The following is a 12,504-nucleotide window of genomic DNA, read 5'->3' on the forward strand; positions in this document are numbered from 1 at the left end:
GTATAACCGGGGCCGTGCAGGGAGTTCCAGGGGGAGTCAGCGGGTGCGGGCAAGCCCGAACAGCAGCCGGTCGGCCCCGCTTGCGGTATCCAGGTAGGTGTCGAGCTGAGGCGCGTCGGCGGACTGCGGCAACGGGTCCAGGCCGAGCAGGAGAACGGCTATGCCGGTGTGGGCGACCAGCGCCGCCCAGTCGGGGCGGCTGGGCAGCCGCAGCATGCGGGAGGCGCCTGGGAAGTGCAGGAACACGTGGTCGCCGATGATGTGCAGGCAGCGGCCAGCGTCCCGGACCACGTCCCCAGCCCGGCCTAGTCCGCCCAGGCTGTCTGCGAGACGCAGCGCGTGTGCTTCGGGCGCGTCAGTATTGCCGGGGAGAGCGGAAGCAGGACTGTGGGCGATCAGGATGTGGGCGATCTCGCGGCCGTCCGGACCGGTGTCCGACCAGCTCCAGGCGGCGAGCGAGACCAGTAGCCGAAGCTCGGGGCCGGTCGGAGTGAGGATGGCGCTCACGCGGTCGTCCTTCCTACGGTCTTGAAGCAGGACCAGACGATCTTTCCGAGCGGTATGCGGTCCTGCACGCCCCAGCCGTCGGCGAGCGCGGCCACCAGGACCAGACCGCGTCCGGACACGTCGGTGTCGGCGGCCTGGCGAGTCTCGGGGCGCCGGCGGCGGCTGTCGTGCACCTCCAGGCGTACGACGTCGTCCTCGGCGTCGAGGCGGACCAGGAATCCGTGGTCGGCGACAGTGCCGTGGGCCAGTGCGTTCGTCGCAAGCTCGGAGACGCAGAGGCGGATGTCGTCGATCCGCTCCGCAAGGTCCCACCCGGCCAGGGTCGTGGAGGCGAATTCCCTTGCCTGTCCCACGGATTCGGGGTGGGCCTCGAAGAAGCGCTGCACCGATTCGATCATTGTTGCCCTCATGACTCGGTCTCCAGGAGGCGGGTGGTTCCCGGGCTGTGGCGGCGGGCCGCCGTGGTGGAGGCGGCCGGCGGGCATGCGGGGCGGGACCGGCGGACCAGAAGCAGCCGGGAGCCGGCAGCCTCGATCCGTCGACCGCGTTCAGCGGCTATTGCCCTCGGGCCAAGGTGTGATGCGGCCGGGGCGAGCACGCCGTACACATCCGGCAGTGCCAACACGTCCAGCAGGCCGGTGAAGGCCGACGAGCGGGGGTCGGCACTCGCCTCGCGATCAGTGAAGACGCCGGACAGCTCCAACTCGTGCCTACGGCAGTACTCGGCGAGCGAGGCGGCCAGCGCCTCTTGCCTGGCTTCGGAGACCCGCACCAGACGCAGGAATCCGTAGACGACAGGCCCGCTGACCAGGCGATGTTCCGTGAGAGGTTCCATGCTGGGGACCGTCCAAGGAGTCGGCGGGTGGTGACGCTCCTGAGCATGGAGGTCCCTGAACTCCTGGCCAATCAACCGTCGTTCTACTTCCGTTCCACTTCCGTCCCGCCGCCCCCGGGCATCTGCTTCGATGACGGTGGAAGGGAGCAAGGCGTGGCAACCGTGCACCACTGGACCGGCCTGGAGGCCAGGGCTCTGCGTCTCGCTCTACGTCTGAGCGTGCGGGCCTTTGCCGAGCACCTCGGTGTGGCTGTCGCGACGGTTTCGAAGTGGGAGAGCAAGCGCGCCGAGACTGAGCCAAGACCTGACACCCAGGCCATCCTCGACACCGCCCTCGGACGCGCTGACGCTCCCGCCCACCTGCGTTTCGAGACCCTCCTGTCCGAGATGGCCAGCACCGTGCAGAACGCCGGGCGGCGCGTCACCACTGCCGGCCCGCGAGCTTGGGAGTACGAATCGTGGGCCGAGGACCTGGACCGCGTGGTGGTCGCGCTCTCCCGCCAGAACTTCGCCTTCGCCGACAGCCTGCTCAGCCGCTGGCTGACGCGATACGACGCCCGGGAAATGGACGAGAAGGGCCTGTACCTTTTCGCCCGATCGACCGCGCTGCTCGGTGACGTCAAACGCGACCAAGGCGCTGTGCTCGGACCACTCTCCGCCCAGCACTCCTACACCAGGGCTCGCGCGGTCTTCACCCAGCTCGACATCCCGCGACGTGTCGCGCAGCTCGACCTTTCCCTCGCGGTGATCACGGAAATGTCCGGCAAGCTGGAGGTCTCCGCCCGCCACTACGAAACCCTCGCCGTCGACGACCGGCTCTCCCGCCGAGACCGCGCCAGGGCCCGCCTATGGGTGGGTACGGCGCTGAGCAAGAACGGCCGGCACGACTACGCGACCCGCGTCATGCAGGCCGCGACCCGTGACTTCGAGGATCTCACCGAGCCCGACGACTGGTCGGTGGCCCACCAGAAACTAGCCCTTGCCCGCCGAGGTGCTGGCGACCTCACCCAGGCCCTGCACTACATCGACATCGCCCGCGGCAGCGGAGCCACCGACTCACCGATGCAACGCGTACGGCTGGACACCGCCCATGGCCACATCCTGCTCTCCGACACGGCGACCCGGGATGATGGACTCCTCGTCCTCGATCAGGCCACGCGCACGGCCGCGCAGTACGGACTTGTCCACCAACTGCGCAGTATCGAGGGCATCAAGGCCATGAACGAGGGGTCGACCGGCCCCCGGCGACGGTGACCAGGGAGAGACGCGTGAGCGACAACCAGCAGGCCATCACTGAGGACCAGTGGCACCGGGCCGCGCTCATCTGGGACTACCACCAGATGCACCACCAGTTGCGGCCCGTCGACGTGGCGATCGGCCTGGGCAGCCACGATCTCGGCGTCGCGACCTGTTCCGTCGAGCTGTACCGCGCCGGACTCTTCTCGACCCTGGTCTTCACCGGCGGCAACAGCCCCACCACCTCCAAGGTCTTCCCCCGAGGCGAGGCCGTCCACTTTCGCGAGCACGCCATCGACCTCGGCGTACCCGCAGAGGCGATCCTGCTGGAACCGGACGCCGGCAACACGGGGCAGAACATCACTCTCTCCCGTGAGGTCCTCGCCGCCGCCGGTATCCGCCCGACGACAGTGCTGCTGGTTTCCAAGCCCTATATGGAACGGCGGTCGTTCGCGACCGCCCGCAAGCTCTGGCCCGACGTCGAGATTCTCTGCGCGTCGGAGCCGTTGGAGTTCGACGACTACGTGAAGTCCATCGGCGACGAGAAGCTCGTCCTGGACATGCTCGTCGGCGATCTCCAGCGGGTCATCGAGTATCCGAAGCTCGGTTTCGCCATCGAGCAGGAGGTCCCGGAGGACGTGCATGCAGCGTACGAATCCCTCATCCGTGATGGCTTCACCAGCCGTCTCATCGCTTCCTGACCTGCCGGTGCCGGGCGGGCTGTGTGCCATCCACCAGCCCAATCTGTTTCCGAGACTGACGACGCTGGCCAAGCTTTTCGCGGCGGACTACTGGGTCGTCCTGGACGACGTGCAGTTCGCCCGCCGCGATTGCCAGCACCGAGCCCGCCTTGGGATCCTCGACGAACCGGGTCGTCGGCAGTGGCTCACCGTCCCTACCCGCCTCCCCCATGGACGCCCGACGCTCATCCGGGACACATTGATCGACGATCCCGACCGGGCCTGCCGCAAAACTGCGGGGATGCTGCGGCAGTACTACGGTGCGAGCCCTTACTGGCCCGCCCTCGGGCAGGCCCTGGCTCCAGTACTGGATGCCTTCGGTACGGGCAGGACCGCCACGGTCGCCGAAGTCTCCACCCGTGTTCTGCTCGGCCTGCTCGGCTGGCAGGGCAAGATTCTCAACAGCAGCGATCTGCCCTCACGGCCGGGCCGCTCCCAGCGGCTCGCTGATCTCTCCGCCATCACTGGTGCCCGCGCCTATCTCTGCGGAACCGGCGGCATGGCGTACCTCGACCCGGTACCGTTCGCCGCCGAGGACATGGCCGTCACGCCGTTCCGGCCGCCGACGACCGGCATCTGGTCCTCCGGTCGAAGTCTCAGTTCGCTCGGGGCATTGGCGGCACTCGGCCCGCAGGAGGTGGCCGCCATCATGCAGAGGCTCGCTTTGGACCACGCCTGATGGCGGCTGCCGCTTGACCGCGGCCTGTTGGCGACTGTTTCGGATCAGCGGTGTGCGCGGGTCGGCCGGCTCGTGGGAGTTGCGGCCGGCGTCAGCGGCTGGTCGGAGGAGGAAGAGGAGCCGAAGGCTGATGCGGTAGTGCTTCGCAGGCGGGCTGCCTCGGCGCGGAGATTGGGCGCGGGCTCGAGGCGCGTGTGCTGGATGCGAGTGATCAGGACGCGGGCGGGCCTGTGGGCGGTGCCGAGCTCTCGGCGGGCGGTGGCTCCCTCGAGGAGCTGGTGGGGTGCGTGGCCGCCGGCTTCGGCGTCGGTGAGGACGGTGGCGAGGGGCGGCCAGCCGGGGTCGGCGAGTATCCGCTCGGCGTGTTCCGGGACAGCAGCGCGTAGGTCATTGGCCAGGGTGCGACGGATTGCCTCCTTGGGGCGGCGGGCTTGAAGTTCGGTGAGCGTCGGAGTGAGCGCACTGTCGGCTGCCGACTGGAAATGCTGGATGGCTTGCCGTGCGGCGTCGGCCTGGTGGGCGTGACCCTTGGACTCATGCCAGCGTCCTGCGACGATGACGGCCCAGACGGGCACTGATCTCGCCACCCTGCTGTTCTGGTGGCAGGGGCCCGTGCAGGCCATCTGAGACCAAAAATGAGACCACGAACGTCGAAGGCCCCCGCAGCGAGCTGCGGGGGCCTTCGACGTATTGCCCGGTGAGAGCAATGGCGGAGGATACGAGATTCGAACTCGTGAGGGGTTGCCCCCAACACGCTTTCCAAGCGTGCGCCCTAGGCCACTAGGCGAATCCTCCGCCGCAAACAATACAAGACGTTGGAGGGTGCTCGCGAACACGTTCCCCGAAGATCGTTCCGGACCGTCCGTCGGGAGGGGCGAGACCGGGGAGCGGGTGGACGGCGGGGGGTCGGGATCGGTTAAGGTGGGCGTCAGCCCCTCACGTGGCGCTATCTGACTGAACTCCCCCAGGGCCGGAAGGCAGCAAGGGTAGGTTGGCTCTGGCGGGTGCGTGGGGGGCCCTTGCGTGCCCGGGGTGTGGTGTCCCGCCGGGCGCCCGGTCCGGGGCGGGGCCGGTTGTCGGTCCGCCCCGATAACCTCGTATGTGTGTCGTCCCTTGCGCTGTACCGCCGCTATCGCCCCGAGTCCTTCGCCGAGGTCATCGGTCAGGAGCATGTCACTGACCCGTTGCAGCAGGCCCTGAGGAACAACCGGGTCAATCACGCGTATCTGTTCAGCGGGCCGCGTGGCTGTGGAAAGACGACCAGTGCGCGCATCCTGGCCCGCTGTCTGAACTGCGAGCAGGGGCCTACGCCGACTCCCTGCGGGGAGTGCCAGTCCTGCCGGGACCTCGCGCGCAACGGGCCGGGTTCGATCGACGTCATCGAGATCGACGCCGCATCGCACGGTGGCGTGGACGACGCCCGTGACCTGCGGGAAAAGGCGTTCTTCGGGCCCGCGTCGAGTCGGTACAAGATCTACATCATCGACGAGGCGCACATGGTCACCCCGGCCGGGTTCAACGCCCTGCTGAAGGTCGTCGAGGAGCCGCCGGAGCACCTCAAGTTCATCTTCGCGACCACCGAGCCCGAGAAGGTCATCGGCACGATCCGGTCGCGTACGCACCACTACCCCTTCCGGCTCGTGCCGCCCGGGACGCTGCGCGGCTATCTCGCGGAGGTGTGCGCCAAGGAGAACAGCTCCGTCGAGGACGGTGTGCTGCCGCTCGTGGTGCGGGCCGGCGCGGGATCCGTGCGTGACTCGATGTCCGTCATGGACCAGCTGCTGGCCTCCGCCGCCGACGACGGTGTGACATACGCCATGGCGACCTCGCTCCTCGGCTATACGGACGGCTCCCTGCTGGACTCGATCGTGGACGCCTTCGCGGCGGGCGACGGGGCGGCGGCCTTCGAGGTCGTGGACCAGGTGATCGAGGGCGGCAACGACCCCCGGCGCTTCGTCGCGGACCTGCTGGAGCGGCTGCGTGACCTGGTGATCCTGGCCGCCGTGCCGGACGCCGGGGAGAAGGGGCTCATCGACGCCCCCGCCGACGTGGTGGAGCGGATGCAGGCCCAGGCATCCGTCTTCGGGGCCGCGGAGCTGAGCCGTGCCGCCGACCTGGTCAACGAAGGGCTCACCGAGATGCGCGGGGCGACCTCGCCCCGGCTCCAGGTGGAGCTGATCTGTGCCCGGGTGCTGCTGCCCGCCGCCTTCGACGACGAGCGTTCGCTCCAGGCGCGGCTGGACAAGCTGGAGCGCGGCGCGTCCTTCGCCTCGGCCGGGGCCGGCCCCGCCATGGGGTACGTGCCGGGTCCTGAGGCCCATGGGGCCGGTGTCGGGGTGCCCGCAGGAGGAGGCCCCGCCGCGGCCCGTGCGGCCGCCAGGGGCGAGGCTCCGGGCAGTGCCCCCGCCGACGTCCCCCGGGCCGCTCCCGCAGCCGTCGAACCCGTCGCTCCTCCGGCGGCACCGCAGGAAGCGCCTCCGGTCCACGAGACCCAGGCTCAGCAGGCCCCGGCCCAGCAGCCCCCGGCCCCGGCGCCCGCCGGCCAGCGCCCCGGCGCCTGGCCCGCGGCGGCCGGAGCCGGCAGCGGCGGCGGTGCCGAAGCGGCGCGCCGGCCCGGCGGCTGGCCGACCGCCTCCGCGCCCGGAAGCGGCGTACCGCAGGCCCCGGCACCCGCCCAGGCACCCGCCGCCCCGCCCCAGGCCCCGGCCGCCCCGGCGCCCGCGCCCGGCGGCGGTCAGGACATGGCGCAGGGCGCCGCCCAGGTGCGGAACATGTGGCCGGACATCCTGGAGGCCGTGAAGAACCGCCGCCGCTTCACCTGGATCCTGCTCAGCCAGAACGCCCAGGTCACCGGCTTCGACGGCGCCACCCTGCAGATCGGCTTCCTCAACGCCGGCGCCCGCGACACCTTCTCGAGCAGCGGCAGCGAGGAGGTGCTCAAGCAGGCTCTCGCCGAGCAGTTCAACGCCAAGTGGAAGGTCGACGCGGTCGTCGACCCGTCGGGCGGCGGCGGCCAGCCCGCGCAGAGCGGTGGCGGCGGTGGTGGCGGCAGGCCTCCGGCCGCCCCGTATCAGCCCCCGCCGGCGCCGCCGGCTCCGTCGTACGAGTCCCGGCCGGCCGCACCCGTCCAGCAGGCCCCGCCGCCCGCCCAGCAGCCCCCGGCGCAGCAGCACGGTCGCCCCGAGCAGTCCTCGTACGACCGTGGGGCCCCCGAGCCGCCGCCGCGGTCGGTCGCGCCCGAGGACGACACCGCCGAGGCGGACGATCCCGACCTGGTCGACTCCGCGCTCTCCGGGCACGACCTGATCGTCCGCGAACTGGGCGCCACGGTCGTCGAGGAGTTCACCAACGAGTAGCGGGCCCCACGGCACGCGCCCTACGGCACGCACCCACGGCACGCACCCCACGGACCGGCCTCCGGTCTGTCCACGGAGCGGCGCCCGTCGAGGCGTCCGGTCCCCGGCGGCTAGGCTGCACCCCGTGAAGGTCCTCGTCATCGGCGGCGGCGCCCGCGAACACGCCCTGTGCCGCTCTCTCTCCCTCGACCCCGATGTCACCGCTCTGTACTGCGCCCCCGGCAACGCCGGAATCGCAGAGGTGGCCGAACTGCACCCGGTCGACGCACTCGACGGCGACGCCGTCGCGCGCCTCGCCACCGAGCTGGGCGCCGAGCTGGTGGTCGTCGGCCCGGAGGCACCGCTTGTCGCCGGCGTCGCCGACGCCGTGCGCGCGGCCGGCATCCCCTGCTTCGGCCCCTCGGGCGAGGCTGCCCGGCTGGAGGGCTCCAAGGCGTTCGCCAAGGACGTCATGGCCGGGGCCAACGTCCCGACCGCCCGCAGCTACGTCTGCACCACGCCCGCCGAGATCGACGAGGCCCTGGACGCCTTCGGCGCCCCGTACGTCGTGAAGGACGACGGTCTCGCGGCCGGCAAGGGCGTCGTCGTCACGGACGACGTCGAAGCCGCGCGGGCCCACGCCCTGGCCTGCGACCGCGTGGTCATCGAGGAGTTCCTCGACGGCCCCGAGGTCAGCCTCTTCGCGATCACCGACGGCACGACGGTGCTGCCGCTCCAGCCGGCCCAGGACTTCAAGCGCGCCCTGGACGGCGACGAGGGCCCGAACACCGGCGGCATGGGCGCGTACTCCCCGCTCCCGTGGGCCGACCCGAAGCTGGTCGACGAGGTCATGCAGACCGTCCTGCAGCCGACGGTCGACGAGCTCCGCCGCCGCGGTACGCCCTTCTCCGGGCTGCTGTACGCCGGCCTCGCGATCACCTCGCGCGGCGTGCGGGTCATCGAGTTCAACGCCCGCTTCGGCGACCCGGAGACCCAGGTGGTCCTCGCCCGCCTGAAGACGCCGCTCGCGGGGCTCCTGCTCGGTTCGGCCAACGGCACCCTGGACGTCGTACCCGCGCTGAAGTGGCACGACGACGCCGCCGTCACCGTGGTCATCGCCTCGCACAACTACCCGGGCACGCCCCGCACGGGAGACCCGATCGAGGGCCTCGCCGAGGTGGTGGCACAGGATGCACCGCACGCGTTCGTCCTGCACGCCGGCACCCGGCAGGAAGGCGACGCGGTCGTCAGCGCCGGAGGGCGCGTGCTGTCCGTGACGGCGACCGGCAAGGACCTCACGCAGGCCCGGGAGCGTGCCTACGCCGCCGTGGGCCGGATCCGGCTCGACGGCTCCCAGCACCGCACGGACATCGCCCGTAAGGCCGCCGAAGAGGCCTGAGAACCGTTCGCCCCTGTGCCCGGCCCTCCACGGAGGCGCCGGGCACAGGCGTGTCAGGGGCCTCCTGGCGGGGCCGCCGTATCACCGAACGCCTGGGCACCGGCACGTCAGCAGCTTTACCCAAAGCCATTCCATCGGGTGACGGCTCGGCCATCCGGATGACGCCCGCCGAGGCCCCAACTAGGGTGCGGCGCAAGCATTCCGGCACTTGGCCCACCGGCATTGCGATGTCGGTGACGGGTGCCACAGTGGGGGAGTGACCAACACCGTCGCGGGGGCAGAGGGGGTGACGTCCAGTCGTGTCCGGTACCGGTTCGGTTGAGGAGCTGGGTGCGCACGCAGCGCGGACCAGGGCCGTGGCTCTGCTGCGCATCCGCAGCAGAGCCACGGCCCTGGCGATCCTGCCCGCGGCCGCGGCCGTCGTGCTGCTCGTCGCGGTCGCCCAGGGGCGCATCGGCCCGGGCGTGTGGTCCACGGTCAGCTGGGCGGTGGCGGCCTGCGCCGTCGTGGTCCTGCTGGTCGCCGCGGCGGTCGCCGTCGCGGTGGCGCGTGCCAGGCCGGCGGTCAGCCCGACCGTGCCTCTCGCCGAGGCGGCGGCCCCCGATCTCTACCGGCTGGTCAGGGACCTCGCCGACCGGCTCGACGTCCCGGCGCCGTCGGCCATAGCGCTGACCCCCGACTGCGACAGCTGGCTGGAGGACCGTACGCACCCCGCCGCGCAGCCGAAGGGGCCGGCGGGGTCCCGGCGTGGCCGCCGGGTCCCGGCGGCGCCCGTGCTGGTGATCGGCTCCCCCTTCCTGTGGTGGATGAGGGTGGCCGAGCTCCGGGCGGTTCTCGCCCCGGTCGTCGCGGGCACCGGGCCGTCCGCCCACCCCGACATAGCCGCCGCCCGCCGTTTCGTCCGCGGTCTGGACGCCGCGGTCGCGGACGCCGCCGTGCCCGGGCAGGGGCGCGTACGCAGGATTCCCGCGGCCTTCGTCGGGTGGACCGCCAGGGTGCTGCTGCGCGGCTGTCGCGGTCACGCGGCGGAGATGGAGCGCAGCGTCGCCGCCGCCGCGTCGGGCCGCGCCCAGGAGGTGGACTACGGGCTGCGGATCGTCGCCCAGGAGCAGGTGGGCCTGGCCTACGCGGGCTGGGACCGGCTGCTGACCCGGGTCGCGCTGCCCGCCTGGCGGATGGGGCGCTGGCCCTCCCGGCTCGACGCCGGAGTCGTCTCCGCGCTCACCGAGCTCTCCCGGCGCGACCGGCTGGCGGAGGGCTTCACCTCCCGGCTGGGGGAGCGCCCCGCCTGCGATCTCATCGAGGAGCCCGGTGCGGCCGACGAGGCGGCCTCCCTGCTGGCCGCCCGGCTTTTCCACGGGGGGCCGGCCGAGCCGGGGCCGGGCTGGTCCCCGGTCGACTGGCAGCAGTATCCGGAAGAGGTCGTGGACCGGAAATGGCGTACGGAGGCCGCCCGCCTGCACCGGGTGCTCGACGCCATGGGAGTGGCCACCAGCGTCTCCGTGGGGGCCCCGGACGCGGCGGCCCACGGCTCGGCGGTGCCCACGCTGGCGCGTGTGATCGACCACCTCGCCACACCGGGGGCCGACAGCGAGGCTCTCGCGGCCGGCATCGGCGCCGCGGTCGCCCGCGACGAGGAGCAGACGGCCCCGCGCCCCCGGACCGGCGGGCGCAGCTCCCCGGCCGACGGCACGCAGGCCGGGGGGGAGACCGGCCCCCTCGACCTCTGGGGGCCCGTCCCGCTCCCGCTCCTCCCCCTCCAGCCGCCCCGTACGGGCACGGAGCTGCTCGCCGACCACGTCGTGGCGATGGTCTGCTGCGCCGCCGTGGACACGGCGGGGGCCGCGCCCGGACTCGACTGGCTCGACGGCCCCGCGCTGCTGGTCGACGGCGGCCGCAGGGCGGACCTCGGCGCCCCCGTCTCCAGCCTCGTCGAGGACGGGGACGCGGAGCCGCTGCTCTCCTGGCTCACGTCGGTAGGGGTGCGCACCGACAAACCCGTACGTCTGGGCTGAGAGGTGCGCCGGGGCCGACGGGCCGCCTGAGTTGAACGGCCGTCCGTCCACTTAGATGGAGAAATGCCCGAAGTATCCCCCCAATACCCGGAAGATCGGGCTCCGGCCACGTCAATTCGCGACGAACGGTAACGGGGTGCGTGCTGAATGTGATGTGCTGGGGGACGGCGCCGGGACCCGGCGCGGCAGACATGTCGGGGGACGAGGGAGGGGAGCGGGATGGGGGCGGAGCAGATCCGGCGATGGGAATCGGGTGCCCTCGCGCATGCCGTGAGCGACCCCTTCGGGCAGGGCCCGCTGCCCTGGCTGCGAGGCAGTGAGAACTACTTCGACGACACCGGCCAGGTCGTCCCCTGGTACGCCGACCCCGAGCTCGGCCGCGGCGGTACCGGCGGCGGCACGCGGACGGCCGACGACGTGCACCAGCAGATCAAGGGGTTCGTGTCCCCCGGCGCCGCGGCACCTGGCGAGGCGATCGACTTCCACATCACGGTGGACCCGCCCCAGCAGTTCTCCGTCGACGTCTACCGCATCGGGCACTACGCGGGCGACGGCGCCGCCAAGATCACCACCAGCCCGCGTCTCTCCGGCATCGTCCAGCCGGCACCGCTGACCGCCGAGCGGACGGTCTCCTGCCATCACTGGTGGCTCTCCTGGCGGCTGCAGATCCCCAGCTACTGGTCGGTCGGGGCGTACGTCGCCGTGCTCACCACCGCCGACGGCCACCGCTCGCACGTCCCCTTCACGGTCCGCGACGACCACCCCGCGGACCTGCTGCTCCTGCTCCCGGACGTCACCTGGCAGGCCTACAACCTCTATCCGGAGGACGGCCGCACCGGCGCGAGCCTGTACCACGCGTGGGACGAGCGAGGCCGGCTGCTGGGCGAGGAGGACGCCGCCGTCACCATCTCCTTCGACCGCCCCTACGCGGGCGCCGGGCTGCCTCTCCACGTCGGCCACGCCTACGACTTCATCCGCTGGGCCGAGCGTTACGGCTACGACCTCGCGTACGCCGACGCCCGCGACCTGCACGCAGGCCGTGTGGACCCCAGCCGCTACCGGGGCCTGGTCTTCCCCGGCCACGACGAGTACTGGTCGGTGCCGATGCGCCGCACCGCCGAGCTGGCCAGGGACACCGGCACCTCGCTCGTCTTCCTCTCGGCCAACACCATGTACTGGCAGGTCGGCCTCGGCCCGTCCCCCTCCGGTGTTCCGGAGCGCCTGCTCACCTGCCGTAAGCGCCGCGGGCCGGGAAAGCCCGCGCTGTGGCGTGAGGTCGACCGCCCCGAACAGCAGCTGCTCGGCATCCAGTACGCGGGCCGGGTCCCCGATCCGCACCCGCTGGTCGTGCGGAACGCGAGCCACTGGCTCTGGGAAGCCACCGGCGCGGCCGAGGGCGACGAGATCGACGGGCTGGTCGCCGGCGAGGCCGACCGCTACTTCCCGCGCACGGCGCTGCCCGAACACGAGAGCCGCATGCTGCTCGCGCACTCCCCGTACGCCGACGGTGAGGGGGCCACCCGGCACCAGGAGACCTCGCTGTACCGCGCCCCGTCGGGCGCGCTCGTCTTCGCCTCGGGCACCTTCGCCTGGTCCCCGGCCCTGGACCGCCCCGGCCACGTCGACTCCCGTATCCAGCGGGCCACGGCCAATCTGCTCGACCGGATCTGCAAGCGGGACTGAGAAGCGGAACCCGCCGGCCGTCCGCCCCGCGAGCTCCCGCTCCGGTCCCTCCGCGGCCCCAACCTGTCCACGGTG

10 protein-coding genes, 1 tRNA gene, 1 other RNA gene and 1 pseudogene are annotated in these 12,504 nt (G+C 72.0%); 8 read left to right on the forward strand and 5 right to left on the reverse strand.

Features of this window, described 5'->3' with window-relative positions; all coding sequences use genetic code 11:
• Nucleotides 1-36 precede the first annotated feature (36 nt).
• The 3 genes from ACIBCU_RS17745 to ACIBCU_RS17755 are packed head-to-tail and all read right to left on the reverse strand — an operon-like array spanning nt 37 to nt 1,342.
• Nucleotides 37-507, reverse strand: coding sequence for a hypothetical protein (locus ACIBCU_RS17745; protein WP_399232230.1), 471 nt, complete (start codon nt 505-507; stop codon nt 37-39).
• Entirely contained in the window at nt 504-905 is a 402-nt protein-coding gene (locus ACIBCU_RS17750) for an ATP-binding protein (RefSeq protein ID WP_399232345.1), read from the reverse strand. The genes ACIBCU_RS17745 and ACIBCU_RS17750 overlap by 4 nt, the downstream gene beginning before the upstream one ends.
• Nucleotides 906-913: 8 nt before the next feature.
• Nucleotides 914-1,342 (reverse strand): hypothetical protein, encoded by a 429-nt coding sequence (locus ACIBCU_RS17755; RefSeq protein WP_399232231.1) that lies wholly within the window; start codon nt 1,340-1,342, stop codon nt 914-916.
• Nucleotides 1,343-1,495: 153 nt separating this feature from the next.
• Here ACIBCU_RS17755 and ACIBCU_RS17760 point away from each other — a divergent pair, with 153 nt between their 5' ends.
• Genes ACIBCU_RS17760 through ACIBCU_RS17770 form a run of 3 tightly spaced genes read left to right on the forward strand, consistent with a single transcriptional unit; the run spans nt 1,496 to nt 3,997 of the window.
• Nucleotides 1,496-2,596, forward strand: coding sequence for a helix-turn-helix domain-containing protein (locus ACIBCU_RS17760; protein ID WP_399232233.1), 1,101 nt, complete (start codon nt 1,496-1,498; stop codon nt 2,594-2,596).
• Between the two features lie 14 nt (nt 2,597-2,610).
• Nucleotides 2,611-3,279, forward strand: a complete 669-nt coding sequence (locus ACIBCU_RS17765; RefSeq protein ID WP_399232235.1) for a YdcF family protein — start codon at nt 2,611-2,613, stop codon at nt 3,277-3,279.
• Complete coding sequence (locus ACIBCU_RS17770) at nt 3,221-3,997, forward strand: WbqC family protein (protein WP_399232237.1); 777 nt, start codon at nt 3,221-3,223, stop codon at nt 3,995-3,997. The genes ACIBCU_RS17765 and ACIBCU_RS17770 overlap by 59 nt, the downstream gene beginning before the upstream one ends.
• A 44-nt stretch (nt 3,998-4,041) precedes the next feature.
• On the opposite strand, the pseudogene ACIBCU_RS17775 reads toward ACIBCU_RS17770, so the two are convergent.
• A pseudogene (locus ACIBCU_RS17775) lies at nt 4,042-4,611 on the reverse strand (mobilization protein); the annotation flags it as partial.
• Between the two features lie 93 nt (nt 4,612-4,704).
• Nucleotides 4,705-4,792, reverse strand: a tRNA-Ser gene (locus ACIBCU_RS17780).
• 132 nt (nt 4,793-4,924) lie between these two features.
• Between ACIBCU_RS17780 and ffs the strand changes: the two genes are divergently transcribed.
• The 5 genes from ffs (at nt 4,925) to ACIBCU_RS17805 (ending at nt 12,429) form a co-directional block, all read left to right on the forward strand.
• An RNA gene (gene ffs / locus ACIBCU_RS17785) (signal recognition particle sRNA small type) lies at nt 4,925-5,021 on the forward strand.
• Nucleotides 5,022-5,100: 79 nt separating this feature from the next.
• The gene (locus ACIBCU_RS17790; RefSeq protein WP_399232238.1) at nt 5,101-7,353 is read left to right on the forward strand and encodes a DNA polymerase III subunit gamma and tau; all 2,253 of its coding nucleotides are present in this window, start codon (nt 5,101-5,103) and stop codon (nt 7,351-7,353) included.
• 124 nt (nt 7,354-7,477) lie between these two features.
• Nucleotides 7,478-8,731, forward strand: a complete 1,254-nt coding sequence (gene purD, locus ACIBCU_RS17795; RefSeq protein ID WP_362943680.1) for a phosphoribosylamine--glycine ligase — start codon at nt 7,478-7,480, stop codon at nt 8,729-8,731.
• Between the two features lie 299 nt (nt 8,732-9,030).
• Nucleotides 9,031-10,746 (forward strand): hypothetical protein, encoded by a 1,716-nt coding sequence (locus tag ACIBCU_RS17800; RefSeq protein ID WP_399232241.1) that lies wholly within the window; start codon nt 9,031-9,033, stop codon nt 10,744-10,746.
• 219 nt (nt 10,747-10,965) lie between these two features.
• Complete coding sequence (locus tag ACIBCU_RS17805; protein ID WP_362936104.1) at nt 10,966-12,429, forward strand: N,N-dimethylformamidase beta subunit family domain-containing protein; 1,464 nt, start codon at nt 10,966-10,968, stop codon at nt 12,427-12,429.
• Nucleotides 12,430-12,504: the final 75 nt, after the last annotated feature.

Source organism: Streptomyces sp. NPDC051064, from assembly GCF_044455985.1.
Taxonomy (GTDB): domain Bacteria; phylum Actinomycetota; class Actinomycetes; order Streptomycetales; family Streptomycetaceae; genus Streptomyces.

What these genes read in the sequence shown, in the direction of transcription:
- ACIBCU_RS17805 (WP_362936104.1), top strand. Translation starts at nt 10,966, where the DNA reads ATGGGGGCGGAGCAGATCCGGCGATGGGAATCGGGTGCCCTCGCGCAT.
- ACIBCU_RS17770 (WP_399232237.1), top strand. Translation starts at nt 3,221, where the DNA reads ATGCAGCGTACGAATCCCTCATCCGTGATGGCTTCACCAGCCGTCTCA.
- ACIBCU_RS17755 (WP_399232231.1), bottom strand. Translation starts at nt 1,342, where the DNA reads ATGGAACCTCTCACGGAACATCGCCTGGTCAGCGGGCCTGTCGTCTAC.
- ACIBCU_RS17750 (WP_399232345.1), bottom strand. Translation starts at nt 905, where the DNA reads ATGATCGAATCGGTGCAGCGCTTCTTCGAGGCCCACCCCGAATCCGTG.